12 protein-coding genes are annotated in these 18,026 nt (G+C 53.7%); 4 read left to right on the forward strand and 8 right to left on the reverse strand.

What is annotated here, in order from left to right; all coding sequences use genetic code 11:
• Positions 1-2 precede the first annotated feature (2 nt).
• Genes glpC through glpA form a run of 3 tightly spaced genes read right to left on the reverse strand, consistent with a single transcriptional unit; the run spans position 3 to position 4,058 of the window.
• Positions 3-1,193, reverse strand: a complete 1,191-nt coding sequence (gene glpC / locus BM427_RS15500) for an anaerobic glycerol-3-phosphate dehydrogenase subunit GlpC (RefSeq protein WP_090122972.1) — start codon at positions 1,191-1,193, stop codon at positions 3-5.
• Positions 1,190-2,446, reverse strand: a complete 1,257-nt coding sequence (gene glpB, locus BM427_RS15505; RefSeq protein ID WP_090122974.1) for a glycerol-3-phosphate dehydrogenase subunit GlpB — start codon at positions 2,444-2,446, stop codon at positions 1,190-1,192. The genes glpC and glpB overlap by 4 nt, the downstream gene beginning before the upstream one ends.
• Entirely contained in the window at positions 2,436-4,058 is a 1,623-nt protein-coding gene (gene glpA, locus BM427_RS15510; RefSeq protein WP_090122975.1) for an anaerobic glycerol-3-phosphate dehydrogenase subunit A, read from the reverse strand. Before glpA ends, glpB begins: the two co-directional genes overlap by 11 nt.
• Before the next feature lie 273 nt (positions 4,059-4,331).
• Between glpA and glpT the strand changes: the two genes are divergently transcribed.
• On the forward strand, positions 4,332-5,684 hold the full coding sequence (gene glpT / locus BM427_RS15520; RefSeq protein ID WP_090122979.1) for a glycerol-3-phosphate transporter: 1,353 nt from the start codon (positions 4,332-4,334) through the stop codon (positions 5,682-5,684).
• A gap of 12 nt (positions 5,685-5,696) precedes the next feature.
• Entirely contained in the window at positions 5,697-6,761 is a 1,065-nt protein-coding gene (gene glpQ, locus BM427_RS15525) for a glycerophosphodiester phosphodiesterase (RefSeq protein WP_090122981.1), read from the forward strand.
• A gap of 27 nt (positions 6,762-6,788) precedes the next feature.
• On the opposite strand, the gene yfaE is transcribed toward glpQ, so the two are convergent.
• From yfaE to ubiG, 4 genes are all read right to left on the reverse strand, one after another.
• Positions 6,789-7,043: a class I ribonucleotide reductase maintenance protein YfaE gene (gene yfaE, locus BM427_RS15530; protein WP_090122983.1), complete on the reverse strand. Its 255-nt coding sequence runs from the start codon at positions 7,041-7,043 to the stop codon at positions 6,789-6,791.
• Positions 7,043-8,173, reverse strand: a complete 1,131-nt coding sequence (gene nrdB / locus BM427_RS15535) for a class Ia ribonucleoside-diphosphate reductase subunit beta (protein WP_090122984.1) — start codon at positions 8,171-8,173, stop codon at positions 7,043-7,045. Before nrdB ends, yfaE begins: the two co-directional genes overlap by 1 nt.
• 50 nt (positions 8,174-8,223) lie before the next feature.
• On the reverse strand, positions 8,224-10,509 hold the full coding sequence (nrdA, locus tag BM427_RS15540) for a class 1a ribonucleoside-diphosphate reductase subunit alpha (protein ID WP_090122986.1): 2,286 nt from the start codon (positions 10,507-10,509) through the stop codon (positions 8,224-8,226).
• 342 nt (positions 10,510-10,851) lie between these two features.
• Positions 10,852-11,580 carry a bifunctional 2-polyprenyl-6-hydroxyphenol methylase/3-demethylubiquinol 3-O-methyltransferase UbiG gene (gene ubiG / locus BM427_RS15545; RefSeq protein WP_090122988.1) on the reverse strand — a complete coding sequence of 243 codons (729 nt, stop codon included), beginning with the start codon at positions 11,578-11,580 and terminating at the stop codon, positions 10,852-10,854.
• A gap of 158 nt (positions 11,581-11,738) precedes the next feature.
• Here ubiG and gyrA point away from each other — a divergent pair, with 158 nt between their 5' ends.
• Positions 11,739-14,375, forward strand: a complete 2,637-nt coding sequence (gyrA, locus tag BM427_RS15550) for a DNA topoisomerase (ATP-hydrolyzing) subunit A (protein ID WP_090122990.1) — start codon at positions 11,739-11,741, stop codon at positions 14,373-14,375.
• Between the two features lie 115 nt (positions 14,376-14,490).
• A complete protein-coding gene (rcsC, locus tag BM427_RS15555) occupies positions 14,491-17,337 on the forward strand; it encodes a two-component system sensor histidine kinase RcsC (RefSeq protein ID WP_090122991.1) in 2,847 nt (948 codons plus the stop codon).
• A 34-nt stretch (positions 17,338-17,371) separates the two neighbouring features.
• On the opposite strand, the gene rcsB is transcribed toward rcsC, so the two are convergent.
• Positions 17,372-18,022 (reverse strand): response regulator transcription factor RcsB, encoded by a 651-nt coding sequence (rcsB, locus tag BM427_RS15560; protein ID WP_007371125.1) that lies wholly within the window; start codon positions 18,020-18,022, stop codon positions 17,372-17,374.
• Positions 18,023-18,026 lie beyond the last annotated feature (4 nt).

Below are 18,026 nucleotides of genomic sequence, written 5' to 3' on the forward strand. Positions count from 1 at the left end.
CGTTACCCTAATGCTTGCGCCAGCAGCGTGATGGGGTGTTCGCAGCGCTTGCTGGTGGACATCTCAATCTGCCATTTACAGGTTTCACAATCCGTCACCACCAGGTCGGCGCCGCTGGCCTCAATCTGGGCAAACAGCGGCGCGCCAATGGCCTGCGACGTCGTGTAATTCTCACTTTTAAAACCGTATGTGCCAGCGATACCGCAACAGCGCGAGTCCAGCACCGTCAGTTCCAGCCCCGGAATGCGCCGCAGAAGCTCCAGCGTATAGTGCGTCCAGCCCATTTTTTCCATATGACATGGGGTGTGATAGACCACCTTCAGCGGTGTCTCACGCAGCGTCAGCTTCTTCCCTTCATCCAGCATACGCCAGATCCAGCGCGTCGCCAGATCGATGTGTGAGCGCACATGACTGTTATCCACATCCAACAGATGCGGATACTCATCGCGCAGGGTGAAAGCGCAGGTGGAGGAGGTGGCGATCACCGGTAAGCCTTGCTCGCCAATGGTCTGCGTCAGCGACTGCACATTGAATTGCGCCTGTTTTTTCGCTTTTGCGAAGAAGCCATTGGCAATCAGCGGCACGCCACAACATTTTTCCCGCTGTAATAACTGTACACCAATCCCCATGTTGTTCAGCAGGCGGATGAGATCTTTGCCCAACTGCGGATGGTTGTAATTGACATAGCAGCCGTGAAAAAACGCGACCTGTTGAGGAAATGCCCGTTGTTGCACGGCGATGCTACGATACCAGCGGCGAAAAGTGCCGTGAGAGTATTTGGGCAGCGTGCGGTGGTGATCGATTTTCAGCGTCTTATCAAGCAACTGACGTACCGGCTTTAACGCTGTAGCGGTGTTGACGAGCGGAGCAAACGGCGTTGACAGCGAGCCCATCAAATCCGTATGGCTGAGTATGGCATTACGCAGCGAGAACGGTTTTTCCGCGTACTGGACACGGGCGCGCTGAATAATGTCGCCAATCTTCACCCCGGAAGGGCAGGCGGTTTCACAGCGTTTACAGTTGGTGCAATACTTCAGCGCATCGTCATACAGCGCGGCATCTTTCAGACGCAGCCTTTCACCATCGGGGCCGGCTTGTTTTGGACCCGGATAATTGGGATTGACCCGGCTGACCGGGCATGCAGTGGTACATGCAGTGCATTTAATACAGCTTTCGAACTGCGTGCTGTTCATTGTTCTCCTCCCTGTGCAATGATCTGCTGCGCAGCATGCAGCGCCGTTACGGCGCAAACCCCGCCGCCGCATCCCTGGGCAACGGCATCGAACCCGCCCAGTACCGAACCAATGATATAAAGATTATCCACGACAGCGCCCTGATACATGCCGCGCAGTTGTGCGTCGGTCCGGACGCCAAATTGCTGCCATGGCTGGCTGTCAAACACATCGTCGCAATACCAGTCGCTGCGCTTGTCGCTCTGCATGACATCAAGATCAAAAACTGCCTCCCGCACGCGATCGCGCCCGGCGATCAGGCCATTACTGAAGAAGCTGCCGCTGGCAAGCACGACGTGGCGTGCGCGCAGCGGGATGTCTTCATGCTTACGGGTCCAGAGCTGTGTGACATGGTTGTGGCTGATGTCGGCACGCAACACATCGTCGCCAGGCATCCAGCTCCCGCCTTGTTGAATAAAACGCTGCTGCAACAATGACTGCATACGCATTCCCGGTACGGATGGTGGCAGCGTCGGCAGTAGGCGCAGTGGGCAGGCTAATTGTTTATTCAGTTGTGTAAATACGTGGTTGTCCGTCAGGCCGAAGCAGGCGGGCAGCCAGAGCATCCCGTATTGTTGGCTGAGCGGAAGCAGCGCGTCATACAGTTCGCTATAGTGTTCCGGAGCATCCAGCAGGCGGGCAATATTCACCGAGCGGAACTCGCTGGGGTTATCGCGCAGCCTGTCCAGCGCAGGCAGTTCAATCTCTTCTGCATGAGCATCGATGCCGCGTTTACGCAACGCGCCTGCTGCCAGCTGCGGCTGAAAATCAAGAAATCCACTAATACCGACTACCGCAGTTTGCTGTTGCGCCTCTGTTTTGCGCGGTACTTCCTGCGGACTAAGCCAGGCGCGGCGAAACGTGCCCAGCGGCGTTACGCGTTGATGTGGTGTTTCAATCTCGCCTTCCAACGTCAGATTACAGTCGGCGAGCAGGGTTTGTGCCTGTTGCGCGTAGCGACGCACCGCTTTCGCTCCCAGCAGCGCGTAAGGATGCGCACCGTGCTGTTGCTCCAGTAAGGTAATCGCACTGTCGATGTCGGTAACCGGTTGTCCGTCCGGCAGAAAGGAGAGCAGATCCAGCGAGCCGGAAGAGAAACTCAGTGCGCTCTGGCCCCGGCTGATAATCGCGCAGCGCTGCCCGCTTTCACTCAGGCGAATGCCGCACAGCAATCCTGCCAGCCCGCCGCCTATGATGACCGTATCAAATCTCATCTTCTGCCTCCTTTTCCAGACCACATAATCCCTGGTAAACCCAACGAGTGAACTCGCTTTCACGCAGGGCATCGCCCCAGGCCACCGGTTTCACACCTTTCCAGCGCTCATTAAGGAAATCGTTCAACTGGCTGAGAGACTCGGTTTCGCTGGTAACATGCAGACGGTTTAACAACCCGGCGGCGCGACAGGCACATAACTCACCCTGGCAGGTGCCCATGCCGACGCGTGTGCGGCGGCGCAAATCGAGCAGCGAATGGACATTCAGGTTTTCCACGGCGTACTGCACTTCGCCCGCCGTCACGGCTTCACATTCGCAGACCAGGCTGCGGTTATGACGATCGCTGCCGAGCCAGCCAGGCGTGCGATCGCCGTGACGATAAACCGCAGAACCGCGCAGTGGCGTTGGCAGTGAGATGACTTTTTTCAGCGTTTGTTCGGTTGATTCCCGTGAGCCTGGCAGCGGTGTGGAGGCGGTGGTGCAGGTTGCGCTGTGGTTCAGCTTACGGCAGACAGCGTCCGTTGCCCATTCGGCCATCAGGCGGTAAGTCATTAGTTTACCGCCCGTAATGGTGATAAACCCTTCCAGCCCGTCGCGCTGCGCATGATCCAGCAGCACAATGCCGCGGCTGACATTGCGACCGCTCGGATCGTCGTCGCTGGCTACCAGTGGACGCACACCCGCATAGGCGCGCAGAATGCGCGTTTGCGCCATGACCGGCGCCAGTTTTTCCCCTTCGCGCAGTAAAATATCCACCTCTTCTGGCGTCACGCGGACGTTATCGATATCGGCGTAATCAATGTGCGTGGAGGTGGTACCGATCAGCGAAATGGTGTCACCAGGCACCAGAATATCGGCATCGGCAGGTTTGCGGCAGCGGTTAATAACCCGCTGATTGATTCGGTGATCGAGAATTAATAACGCGCCTTTGGCGGGGAACATGCGAATGCGCAGATCGGCATATTCCGCGATGCGCTGGCCCCAGATCCCGGCGGCGTTCACCACTACCGGCGCGTAAAGCTGCAGATTTTCGCCGCTGGCAGGATGCCAGAGATTAACGCCACTCACGCGATCGCCATGGCGAATCAATCCGCACACTTCGTGGCCGGTAAGGATTTTTGCTCCGTGCTCACGCGCATCCAGCATATTGCTGGCGGTCAGGCGGAAGGGATCAACCGTCCCATCCGGTACGCGTACGGCGCCAAGCAGTATTGGGTTAACGCTCGGTTCTAACTGCCGCGCTTCCTGCGGCGAAATCGCCTGTGCCGGAATGCCAGCCTGCTGGCAGCAATCTATAAACTGGCGTTGATAGACCAAATCATCCTCCGGCAGCGTAATGAACAGACCATCGGTGGGTTCAACGCAGTGGCGGGCAATGCGTTTGAGGATTTGGTTCTCTGCAATACATTCGCGCGCAGATTCATTATCGGTGACCGCATAGCGTGCGCCGCTATGCAGCAGCCCATGGTTGCGACCGGTTGCACCGGTAGCGATATCGTGACGTTCGATCAGTACCGCGCGCAGTCCGCGCAGGGCGCAATCACGGGCTATCCCGGCACCGGTAGCTCCGCCGCCAATAATGATCACATCATAATCAGGAGAGTTATGCATCCTGGCGTCCCTGTGGGTGACTTTCAGATACAACCATTTAGCCACATTATAAGTATGGTTTGTTTGATATCGCGCATATTCGAGCAAATAACGAAAGTGAAAAGCGCTTTCATGCGTGGAATTAGACTCTTGTCATATTTCTGTAACATTAATTGCGACGACATGTTTTCTCTACGTAAAACTTTCTCTACAATTCGCCGCGAATAACTTTTGTCATGTTCGTTTTCACTCATTACTGAACGAAATGAGTTTCACCGAGCCACGGAGGCCGCTATGTTGAGTATTTTTAAACCCGCACCCCATCTTTCGCGTCTGCCGGATGCACAAATCGACCCGCTGTACCGGCGACTGCGCTGGCAAATTTTCCTCGGTATTTTTTTTGGTTACGCTGCCTACTATCTGGTACGTAAAAACTTTGCCCTGGCCATGCCATACCTCGTTGAACAGGGGTTCTCCCGTGGCGATCTGGGGTTCGCGCTGTCGGGTATCTCGATTGCCTACGGTTTTTCAAAATTCATCATGGGCTCGGTATCGGATCGTTCGAATCCGCGCATGTTTCTGCCTACCGGGCTGATTCTTGCTGCCGCCGTGATGCTGTTTATGGGCTTTGTGCCATGGGCAACCTCAAGCATTATGACCATGTTTGTGCTGCTTTTTTTATGCGGTTGGTTCCAGGGAATGGGGTGGCCGCCGTGCGGACGTACTATGGTGCACTGGTGGTCACAGAAGGAACGTGGTGGCATTGTTTCTGTGTGGAACTGTGCGCATAACGTTGGCGGCGGCATTCCGCCACTGCTGTTTTTGCTGGGGATGGCCTGGTTTAACGACTGGCATGCGGCGCTGTATATGCCAGCCTTTGGTGCGATTCTGGTAGCGATTATCGCCTTTGCACTGATGCGTGATACCCCGCAATCGTGCGGTTTGCCGCCGATTGAAGAGTACAAAAACGACTACCCGGACGATTACAGCGACAAGCACGAAGAAGAGCTGTCGGCGAAGCAGATTTTTATGCAGTACATTCTGCCGAACAAGCTGTTGTGGTATATCGCCGTGGCTAATGTGTTCGTGTACCTGTTGCGCTACGGTATTCTCGACTGGTCGCCAACTTACCTGAAAGAAGTGAAGCACTTCGCGCTGGATAAATCCTCGTGGGCCTATTTTCTGTATGAGTACGCCGGTATTCCCGGCACGCTGCTCTGCGGCTGGATGTCGGACAAAGTGTTCCGTGGCAATCGCGGCGCGACCGGCGTGTTCTTTATGACTTTGGTGACGATCGCGACTATCGTTTACTGGCTGAACCCGGCAGGCAATCCGACGGTAGATATGGTCTGTATGATCGTCATTGGTTTCCTGATTTATGGCCCGGTGATGCTGATTGGCCTGCATGCGCTGGAACTGGCACCGAAAAAAGCGGCGGGTACGGCAGCCGGGTTTACCGGCTTATTTGGCTACCTCGGCGGTTCTGTCGCCGCCAGCGCCATTGTCGGTTATACCGTTGATTTCTTCGGCTGGGATGGCGGTTTTATGGTGATGATCGGCGGCAGTATTCTCGCCGTTTTGTTGCTGATTATCGTGATGCTGGGCGAAAAACGTCACCATGCTGAGATACTGACGCGCCGTCAGTAAAAGGAAGAGCAGATGAAAACCACATTTACCCGCATCACAACCGGCCTGCTGCTGGCCGGTTTATTTGCCAGCCATGCGCTGGCGGAAGAGAAAATCGTGATTGCCCATCGTGGCGCAAGCGGCTATCTGCCGGAGCATACATTACCGGCCAAAGCGATGGCCTATGCGCAGGGTGCTGATTATCTCGAGCAGGATCTGGTGATGACCAAAGACGACCAGTTGGTTGTTCTGCACGATCATTATCTGGATCGCGTGACCGATGTGGCGGAGCGTTTTCCGCAGCGCGCCCGTAAAGATGGCCGCTTTTACGCCATCGACTTTACGCTAGACGAAATCCGTTCGCTGAAGTTTACCGAAGGCTTCGATGTGGAAAACGGCAAGAAAGTGCAACTTTTTCCGGGACGTTTCCCGATGGGCAAATCGGAATTCCGCATTCATACCTTTGCTGAAGAGATTGAGTTTGTGCAGGGCTTGAACCACTCCACTGGCAAAAATGTTGGTATCTACCCAGAAATCAAAGCGCCGTGGTTCCATCATCAGGAAGGTAAGGACATTGCCGCGAAAACGCTGGAAGTGCTGAAAAAGTACGGTTACACCAGCAAAAAAGACAAAGTCTACCTGCAATGTTTTGATGCCGATGAGCTGAAGCGCATTAAACATGAGCTGGAGCCGAAGATGGGAATGGATCTCAATCTGGTGCAACTGATTGCCTATACCAAATGGCATGAAACCCAGCAAAAACAGTCGGAGGGTAAATGGGTGAATTACAACTATGACTGGATGCTGCAACCCGGTGCGATGCGGCAGATTGCGCAGTATGCCGACGGGATTGGCCCGGATTACCATATGCTGGTGGCTAAGGGCTCTACACCGGGCAACGTGAAGCTAACGCAGATGGTAAAAGAGGCGCATGAAAATCATTTGCAGGTGCATCCTTTTACCGTCCGTGCGGATCAGCTTCCGCCATATGCCAGCGATGTTAATCAGCTCTATAACGTCTTATACAAACAGGCGGACGTGGATGGTCTGTTCACCGATTTTCCCGATAAAGCGGTGCAGTTTTTGAAGGCAAAATAAAACAAAAGGGCCAGTGAAGGCCCTTTTTTACATCTCTATCTCAATATCGCCTTTCGCCCGGCAGCAGCAGGGCAAAATTTCACCTTCGTTAACGAAGGCCAGCGGCCTGGCAATCCAGTCAACCTGACCTGCTACCAGACGACAGCGACAGGAACCGCAGTAGCCTTCGCGGCACTGGTACTCCACCTCCACCTGCTGTGACTCCAGTGCCACCAGCAGGGAAGGGTGCTCATCCCGGCACAGCACCTCGGTGCCGGAAAGGCGCAGCGTTACGCGGCTCATCAGAGCTGGAAGCTGCTCAAATCGTCGGTATCGACTTCAGAATCAATCTGACCGACAAGGTAGGAACTGACTTCCACTTCCTGCGGTGCCACCTGCACGTTATCGGAAACCAGCCAGGTGTTGATCCACGGAATCGGGTTTGAACGCGTCTGGAACGGCAGATCGAGGCCAACCGCCTGCATGCGGATGTTAGTAATATACTCGACGTATTGGCAGAGAATGTCTTTGTTCAGACCGATCATTGAACCGCCCTGGAACAGGTATTCTGCCCACTCTTTTTCTTGTAATGCCGCCTGCACGAACAGGTCATAGCATGCCTGTTTGCACTCTTCGGCAATCTCTGCCATTTCTGGATCGTCAACGCCAGAGCGCAGCAGATTCAGCATATGCTGAGTGCCGGTCAGGTGCAGTGCTTCATCGCGGGCAATCAGGCGGATGATTTTGGCGTTACCTTCCATCAGTTCGCGCTCGGCAAAGGCAAAGGAGCAGGCGAAGCTGACATAGAAGCGAATCGCTTCCAGCGCGTTAACGCTCATCAGGCACAGGTAGAGTTTCTTTTTCAGCTCGCGCAGGTTCACGGTAACGGTTTTGCCGTTCACGGTGTGTGTCCCTTCGCCCAGCAGGTGCCAGTAGCTGGTCATTTCAATCAGTTCATCATAGAAATGCGAGATGCCTTCTGCACGCTTGAGGATCTGCTCGTTCGTGACGATATCGTCAAACACCACCGCCGGATCGTTAACGATGTTGCGGATGATGTGGGTGTAAGAGCGGGAGTGGATGGTTTCGGAAAATGCCCACGTCTCGACCCAGGTTTCCAGTTCCGGAATGGAGATCAGCGGCAGCAGCGCGACGTTCGGGCTACGCCCCTGGATGGAGTCCAGCAGCGTCTGGTATTTCAGGTTGCTGATAAAAATATGTTTTTCGTGCTCTGGCAGCGCCTGGAAATCGATACGGTCGCGGGAAACATCAACTTCTTCCGGACGCCAGAAGAAGGAGAGTTGTTTTTCAATCAGCTTTTCAAAGATGTCATATTTTTGCTGATCGTAGCGCGCCACGTTAACCGGCTGGCCAAAGAACATCGGCTCCAGTAGCTGATTGTTTTTCGTCTGTGAAAAAGTGGTGTAAGCCATGAAAGTGTCCTGTCTTGCGAAAGAAAAGGGCGGGTTTCCCCGCCCCTTCGTTAGATCTTACATGCGCCGCTTTCGCAGCCATCGTCCTGGATGGAAGGCACAAGGTCATCCTGGGCATCTTCTGCGCCATCGCGAGTGTTTTGATAGTAGAGCGTTTTCACACCAAATTTGTAGGCGGTGAGCAAGTCTTTCAGTAATTGCTGCATCGGCACTTTGCCTGACGTGAAACGGTTCGGATCGTAGTTGGTGTTCGCCGAGATCGACTGATCAATAAACTTCTGCATAATGCCGACCAGTTGCAGATAGCCGTCATTGTTCGGCATTTCCCACAGGAGCTCGTAAGCGGTGCTCAGTTTTTCGTAGTCCGGCACGACCTGGCGCAGAATACCATCTTTCGACGCCTTGATGCTCACATGGCCGCGCGGCGGTTCGATACCGTTGGTGGCGTTGGAGATCTGCGATGACGTTTCAGACGGCATCAACGCAGAGAGCGTCGAGTTACGCAGACCGTGCGTTTTAATGGATTCACGAAGTGCTTCCCAGTCGTAATGCAGCGGTTCGTTGGTAATAGCGTCGAGATCTTTCTTGTAAGTATCGATCGGCAAAATACCCTGCGAATAGGTGGTTTCGTTGAACCACGGGCATGCGCCTTGCTCTTTCGCCAGCTCGTTAGACGCTTTCAGCAGCCAGTACTGAATGGCCTCGAAGGTCTGATGCGTCAGGTTATTGGCACTGCCGTCGGAGTAACGTTTGCCGTTCTTCGCCAGCCAATAAGCAAAGTTGATCACGCCGATACCCAGTGTACGACGGCCCATGGCGCCACGTTTGGCGGCCAGGATCGGGTAATCCTGGTAATCCAGCAGAGCGTCGAGAGCGCGTACCGCAAGCGTTGCCAGCTCTTCCAACTCGTCGAGGTTTTTGATGGCGCCGAGGTTAAAAGCAGACAGTGTGCAGAGTGCGATTTCACCGTTTTCATCGTTAACGTCTTCCAACGGCTTGGTCGGCAAAGCGATTTCGAGGCACAAGTTGGACTGACGCACTGGCGCGACCTTCGGGTCGAACGGGCTGTGAGTGTTGCAGTGGTCGACGTTCTGGATGTAGATACGGCCCGTTGAGGCACGTTCCTGCATCATCAGCGAGAACAGTTCCACCGCTTTGATGCGCTGCTTACGGATGCTGTCGTCTTTCTCATATTGCGTGTACAGACGTTCGAACTCGTCCTGATCGGCGAAGAACGCGTCGTACAAACCTGGGACGTCAGACGGGCTGAACAGCGTGATCTCTTCACCTTTCAACAGACGGGTGTACATCAGTTTGTTGATCTGTACGCCGTAGTCCATGTGACGCACGCGGTTACCTTCCACGCCGCGGTTGTTTTTCAGTACCAGCAGGCTTTCGACTTCCAGATGCCATATAGGGTAGAACAGGGTGGCGGCGCCACCGCGTACACCGCCCTGCGAGCAGGATTTTACCGCCGTCTGGAAATGCTTGTAGAACGGAATACAACCGGTATGGAACGCTTCACCACCTCGGATCGGGCTACCCAGCGCACGAATGCGACCGGCGTTGATGCCGATACCCGCACGCTGGGAAACGTATTTCACAATTGCGCTGGAGGTGGCATTGATGGAATCCAGGCTGTCGCCGCACTCAATCAGTACGCAGGAGCTGAACTGACGCGTCGGGGTACGCACGCCAGACATAATCGGCGTCGGCAGCGAAATTTTGAACGTGGATACCGCATCATAGAAACGCTTCACGTAGTCCAGACGTGTTTCGCGTGGGTAGTTCGAGAACAGGCAGGCGGCAACCAAAATATAGAGGAACTGCGCGCTCTCGTAGATTTCGCCGGTAACGCGGTTCTGTACCAGGTATTTCCCTTCCAACTGCTTTACGGCGGCATAGGAGAAATTCATATCGCGCCAGTGATCGACAAAACCGTCCATCTGCTTGAACTCTTCTTCCGTGTAGTCTTCCAGCAGATGATGATCATATTTGCCCAGTTCGATCATTTTTTTCACGTGGTCGTACAGCGCTGGCGGTTCAAACTGACCGTAAGCTTTCTTACGCAGGTGGAAAATCGCCAGGCGCGCGGCCAGGTACTGGTAGTCCGGCGCATCGCGGGAGATTAAATCCGCTGCGGCCTTAATGATGGTCTCATGAATATCGGAGGTTTTGATCCCGTCGTAAAACTGAATATGTGAGCGCAGTTCAACCTGAGAGATGGAGACGTTACTCAGCCCCTCTGCCGCCCAATCCAGCACTCGATGGATTTTGTCGAGATTGATGCGCTCAGTGCCACCATCGCGTTTTGTCACCAGCAGACTCTGATTCATGTGATTACCTGTCCGTGAAATAAAAGTATCCCCCCATTATCCACAGTTCGTCGCTGTGACTAACTCTGTGGATAAATACTATATGTAGGGGGTTTGAGATAAGAGAAACGCTATATGGTGATTATTCTAGTAAGGATTCTTTTCAGTACAAGAGTTGATTTTGAGGTTAAATTGAGGTTGCGAAAGCGTAATAAACGCTAAGTCCTCATGCCGTAAGGCCTGGCGGGGATGTCAACATTTTGCAAAAAAAAATGAATTTTTGATCGAGTGCTGATTTCTTCATCGGGAAAGGCAAATGCGCAGCTTGATACTGCGCAATGTTTATAACTTTAACTAATGACCTTAGTTATCTTTTGCTGTTGTGTGTAACATGTAATTAACATCCACTCCCGGTCCTAAGGTAAATTTATTCAGCAGCGGATTATAATGCAGCCCCGTTATATGACGTTCCTGAAGCACTGTCTCATCGATCCAGGTTAATAATTCAGCAGGTTTGATGAATTTCTTCACGTCGTGCGTGCCTTTCGGCACCATGCGCAGCACATATTCTGCCCCAACGACAGCCATCAACCAGGATTTGCCATTGCGGTTAATTGTTGAGAAGAAGACGTGGCCGCCCGGTTTAACCAGCTGCGCACAGGCTTTTACCACCGATTGCGGATCGGGTACGTGCTCCAGCATCTCCATGCAGGTCACCACGTCATACTGCTGCGCGTGTTTCGCGGCATGTTCTTCGACGGTTTCCTGGATATAATCGACCTGCATATCGGATTCCAGTGCATGCAGACGCGCGACCTGCAGCGGTTCAAAGCCCATATCCAGACCAGTCACCGTTGCGCCTTCCTGTGCCATGCTCTCCGCCAGGATGCCGCCGCCGCAGCCGACATCGAGCACCTTTTTACCGAACAGACCGCCAGCATGTTCGCCAATGTAGCCCAGACGCAGCGGGTTAATACGGTGCAAGGGCTTAAACTCCCCCTCTTTATCCCACCAGCGCGAAGCGACAGCTTCGAATTTGGCGATTTCAGCGTGGTCAACGTTCTGAGCGGCCGGTGTTGTTTCGGCATTCATGGGCGCATTTACTCCTCTCTCAATAAGACGTGTGAGTATATCAGGCCGACGGGATGAATAAACCTTTGCGAGGGAGTTATAGATTTACCCGTATCACAGCGGTTGTGTTATAATTTGCGACCTTTGAATCCGGGATACAGTAGAGGGATAGCGGTTAGATGAGCGACCTTGCGAGAGAAATTACACCGGTTAACATCGAGGAAGAGCTGAAAAGCTCCTATCTGGACTATGCGATGTCGGTCATTGTTGGCCGTGCGCTGCCGGATGTCCGAGATGGCCTGAAACCGGTTCACCGTCGCGTACTTTACGCCATGAACGTATTGGGCAATGACTGGAACAAAGCCTATAAAAAATCTGCCCGTGTCGTTGGTGACGTAATCGGTAAATACCACCCTCATGGTGATACTGCCGTATATGACACCATTGTCCGTATGGCGCAGCCATTCTCCCTGCGTTACATGCTGGTAGATGGTCAGGGTAACTTTGGTTCGGTCGACGGCGACTCCGCTGCAGCGATGCGCTATACGGAAATCCGTATGTCGAAGATCGCCCATGAGCTGATGGCCGACCTCGAAAAAGAGACGGTGGATTTCGTCGATAACTATGACGGCACGGAAAAGATCCCTGACGTTATGCCGACCAAAATCCCGAACCTGTTAGTCAACGGTTCGTCCGGTATCGCGGTAGGTATGGCGACGAATATTCCGCCGCACAACCTGACCGAAGTGATCAACGGCTGTCTGGCCTACGTTGAAAACGAAGACATCAGCATTGAAGGGCTGATGGAGCACATTCCAGGCCCTGACTTCCCGACCGCCGCGATCATCAACGGTCGCCGCGGCATTGAAGAGGCCTATCGTACCGGTCGCGGTAAAGTGTACATTCGCGCGCGTGCGGAAGTGGAAGCTGACGCGAAAACCGGTCGCGAAACCATCATCGTGCATGAAATTCCGTATCAGGTGAACAAAGCGCGCCTGATTGAGAAAATCGCTGAGCTGGTCAAAGACAAACGCGTTGAAGGCATCAGCGCGCTGCGCGACGAATCTGATAAAGACGGCATGCGCATCGTGATTGAAGTGAAGCGCGATGCGGTAGGCGAGGTCGTTCTTAACAACCTCTATTCACAGACTCAGCTCCAGGTTTCCTTCGGTATCAACATGGTTGCCCTGCACCATGGCCAGCCGAAGATCATGAACCTGAAAGAAATTATTGCTGCATTCGTGCGCCACCGCCGCGAAGTGGTGACCCGTCGTACAATTTTTGAACTGCGTAAAGCCCGCGATCGTGCGCACATCCTCGAAGCGCTGGCGATTGCCCTGGCCAACATCGATCCGATTATCGAACTCATTCGCCGCGCGCCAACGCCAGCAGAAGCGAAAGCTGGATTAATCGCCCGTTCATGGGATCTGGGCAACGTTTCCGCGATGCTGGAACGCGCTGGTGATGATGCCGCCCGTCCGGAATGGTTGGAGCCTCAGTTCGGCGTACGCGACGGCCAGTACTACCTGACCGAACAGCAGGCGCAGGCGATTCTGGATCTGCGTTTGCAGAAGCTGACCGGCCTTGAGCATGAAAAACTGCTCGATGAATACAAAGAGCTGCTGGAACAGATTGCGGAACTGCTGCACATTCTGGGCAGCGCCGATCGCCTGATGGAAGTGATTCGTGAAGAGCTTGAACTGATTCGCGAACAGTTTGGTGATGAGCGTCGTACCGAAATTACCGCGAACACCGCCGATATCAATATCGAAGACCTGATCAATCAGGAAGATGTTGTGGTTACGTTGTCGCATCAGGGCTATGTGAAGTATCAGCCGCTGACCGACTACGAAGCCCAGCGCCGTGGCGGTAAAGGTAAATCTGCTGCGCGCATTAAAGAAGAAGACTTTATCGACCGTCTGCTGGTGGCTAACACTCACGATACGATCCTCTGCTTCTCCAGCCGCGGCCGTCTCTACTGGATGAAGGTTTACCAGTTGCCGGAAGCAAGCCGTGGTGCACGTGGTCGCCCGATCGTTAACCTGCTGCCGCTGGAGCCGAATGAACGTATAACGGCTATTCTCCCGGTTCGTGAATACGAAGAGGGCGTTAACGTCTTTATGGCGACCGCCAGCGGTACCGTGAAGAAAACTGCGCTTACCGAGTTCAGTCGTCCGCGCTCTGCCGGTATTATTGCCGTAAACCTGAATGAAGGCGATGAACTGATTGGCGTCGATCTGACCTCCGGGAACGACGAAGTGATGTTGTTCTCTTCCGCCGGTAAAGTGGTGCGCTTTAAAGAAGGTGCAGTGCGCGCAATGGGTCGTACGGCGACCGGCGTACGCGGTATCAAGCTGGCGGAAAAGGATAGTGTGGTATCGCTGATTGTTCCGCGCGGCGAAGGCGCCATCCTGACGGTCACACAGAACGGTTACGGTAAACGTACCGCTGAAACCGAGTACCCGACCAAATCGCGTGGTACACAGGGCGTTATTTCCATTAAGGTCACCGAGCGTAATGGTTCCGTGGTCGGCGCAGTGCAGGTAGATGATTGCGACCAGATCATGATGATCACGGATGCCGGTACGCTGGTGCGTACTCGCGTGTCCGAAATCAGCGTGGTGGGCCGTAATACCCAGGGCGTGATCCTGATCCGTACTGCGGAAGATGAAAATGTAGTGGGTCTGCAACGCGTCGCCGAACCGGTGGATGACGAAGAGCTGGACTCCATCGACGGCAGCGTGGCGGAAGGCGATGACGACATTGCGCCGGAAGTTGACACTGACGACGATACGGCGGATGACGCCGACGAGTAATGCGTCACAGAGGGCCGGTTTCCCGGCCCTTTTTCATTGCCATTGCGGCATTCGTGATTTATCGCTACCTTAACGACACCCTTTTTTAACTTCCTTGTGGCGGAGTTTCCCCAGGTTGAAATACCTCGTCTCTTTTCGCAGTACCCTGAAAGTTTCCCGTTATTTATTCAGAGCGCTGGCGCTATTGCTGTGGCTGTTAATTGCCTTTTTTTCAGTGTTTTATATCGTCAATGCGTTGCACGACAAAGAGTCAGAAATTCGTCAGGAATTCAACCTCAGTTCCGATCAGGCGCAGCGTTACATTCAGCGCACCTCGGATGTGATGAAAGAGCTGAAGTACATTGCCGAAAACCGTCTGACGGCGGAAAACGGCATCCTCACCTCGCGTAGCCGCGATGATAAAACCGATGTGCCGGCATTTTTACCGCTGTTCCCCGATTCTGACTGCTCAGCGATGAGTGGCTCGTGGCGTGGTTCGCTGGAGTCGCTGGCGTGGTTTATGCGCTACTGGCGCGACAATTTTTCAGCCGCCTACGATCTCAACCGCGTATTTCTGATTGGCAGTGACAATTTGTGTATGGCAGATTTCGGCCTGCGCGAACTGCCGGTTGAACGTGACGATACATTAAAAAGTTTGCATGAGCGGATCGTAAAATACCGTAATGCGCCGCAGGATGAGCGCAGCAATAATCTCTACTGGATGAGTCAGGGGCCGCGCCCGGGAATCGGTTACTTTTACGCGCTGACACCGGTTTATCTTGGTAATCGTCTCCAGGCGTTGCTGGGTACCGAGCAGTCAATCCGTATGGAGAATTTCTTTACGCCGGGCAGCCTGCCGATGGGCGTCACTATTCTGGATGAGAGTGGGCACTCGTTGATGTCGCTGACCGGCCAGGACAACGGCATTGTTGCCGATCCGCACTGGATGCAGGAACGTTCGTGGTTCGGTTACACCTCCGGTTTCCGCGAGTTGATCCTGAAAAAGAGCTTACCGCCGTCCTCATTGAGCGTGGTCTATTCCGTTCCTGTCGATATGGTACTGGAACGCATCCGCATGCTGATCCTCAATGCTGTGCTCCTGAACGTGCTGGTTGGTGTGGCGCTGTTTACCCTGGCGCGCATGTATGAGCGACGCATTTTTATCCCGGCGGAAAACGATGCGCAGCGGCTGGAAGAGCATGAACAGTTCAACCGTAAAATTGTCGCCTCTGCGCCAGTTGGGATCTGTATTCTGCGCACCCAGGATGGGACGAATATTCTCAGTAATGAACTGGCGCACAATTACCTGAACATGCTCACGCATGAAGATCGGCAGCGGCTGACGCAGATCATCTGCGGCCAGCAGGTCAATTTTGTTGATGTGTTGACCAGCAACAATACTAATCTGCAAATCAGCTTTGTTCACTCGCGCTATCGCAATGAAAACGTGGCGATTTGTGTGCTGGTAGATGTCTCTGCGCGCGTCAAAATGGAGGAGTCGTTACAGGAAATGGCACAGGCGGCAGAACAGGCCAGCCAGTCGAAATCCATGTTCCTGGCGACTGTCAGCCATGAGTTACGCACGCCGCTGTACGGCATTATTGGTAATCTCGATCTGCTGCAAACCAAAGAGCTGCCGAAGGGTGTCGACCGACTGGTGACGGCGATGAATAACTCTTCAAGCCTGCTGCTGAAAATTATCAGCGATATTCTGGACTTCTCGAAAATTGAGTCTGAGCAGTTAAAAATAGAGCCGCGGGAGTTTTCCCCACGCGAAGTGATGAGCCATATCACCGCCAACTACCTGCCGCTGGTGGTGCGTAAACAACTGGGGCTGTACTGCTTTATCGAGCCGGATGTGCCAGTGGTTCTTAACGGCGATCCGATGCGTTTGCAGCAAGTGATCTCAAACCTACTGAGCAATGCGATTAAATTCACCGACATCGGTTGTATTGTGCTGCATGTAAAGCGTGATGCGGATTATCTCAGCATACGTGTGCGCGATACTGGTGTGGGGATCCCCGCTAAAGAAGTGGTGCGATTGTTTGATCCTTTCTTCCAGGTCGGGACCGGGGTGCAGCGTAATTTCCAGGGCACCGGCCTGGGGCTGGCGATTTGCGAGAAGCTGATTAACATGATGGACGGCGATATTGAGGTGGATACCGAACCGGGTATGGGCAGCCAGTTCACCATTCGTATACCGCTTTACCATGCGGTCGTACCGGTGTGCGCTGATGTCGATGGGTTGGCGGAGACCTGCTGCTGGCTGGCGGTGCGTAACGCCTCATTGTCGGCCTATTTGCAGAACTTGTTGAACTGGAATGGCATCCGCACGATGCAGTACGACGGGCGTGTGCTCGGCCATCAGGATACATTGATTACCGACGATGAACTGGAGCATCCTTCGGGTGCGCGGGCGGTGATTGTTTTCTGCCGCCGCCATATCGGTATTCCGCTGGAGCGCGTGCCGGGCGAATGGCTACACAGCGTCGCCGCGCCGCACGATTTGCTGGCGTTGCTGGGACGCATTTACCGTGTACAGGTGGTGGAACCGCAGGAGACCGCGACGCAGGTCGTAGAGGACAATGAGGTATCGCGCAACGACGACATGATGATCCTGGTGGTTGACGATCACCCGATTAACCGGCGTTTACTTGCCGATCAGCTGGGATCGCTGGGCTATCAATGCAAAACAGCTAATGATGGGGTGGATGCATTAAACGTGTTAAGCAAGAATCAGATTGATATTGTGCTCAGCGACGTCAACATGCCGAATATGGACGGTTATCGTCTGACGCAGCGGATTCGCCAGTTGGGCCTGACGCTGCCGGTAATTGGCGTAACGGCTAACGCGCTGGCGGAAGAGAAACAGCGCTGCCTTGAATCCGGTATGGATAGTTGCCTGTCGAAACCGGTGACGCTGGATGTGCTGAAACAAACGCTGGCCACGTATGCCGCACGAGTCAGAAACAGCAGGGGATAAAAAAGAACCCCGGCGAAAGCCGGGGTTGGGGGGATTACTCTTTTTCTGTCTGGGTCAGCGTGACCGAGGAGAGGTAGTTCAGCAGGGCGATGTCGTTATCGACGCCCAGTTTCATCATCGCAGATTTCTTCTGGCTACTGATGGTCTTGATACTGCGGTTCAGCTTTTTAGCGATTTCCGTTACCAGAAAACCTTCTGCAAACAGACGCAGTACTTCGCTCTCTTTCGGTGACAGGCGTTTGTCGCCGTAGCCGCCAGCGCTGATTTTTTCCAGCAGGCGAGAAACGCTTTCAGGGGTAAATTTCTTACCTTTCTGTAGCGCGGCCAGAGCCTTCGGCAGGTCGGTCGGCGCACCTTGTTTCAGTACGATACCTTCAATATCCAGATCCAGCACCGCACTCAGAATTGCCGGGTTATTGTTCATGGTAAGAACAATAATCGACAATGCAGGGAAATGGCGTTTAATGTATTTGATCAGCGTAATACCATCGCCGTATTTATCGCCCGGCATTGACAGGTCGGTGATCAGAACATTTGCCTCGAGTTTTGGCAGATTATTAATGAGCGCTGTAGAGTCTTCAAATTCACCGACTACGTTAACCCATTCGATTTGTTCCAGTGACTTGCGAATACCGAACAGTACAATCGGGTGGTCATCGGCAATAATTACGTTCATATTGTTCATGTAT

This window comes from Kosakonia arachidis, from assembly GCF_900116535.1.
Lineage (GTDB): Bacteria > Pseudomonadota > Gammaproteobacteria > Enterobacterales > Enterobacteriaceae > Kosakonia > Kosakonia arachidis.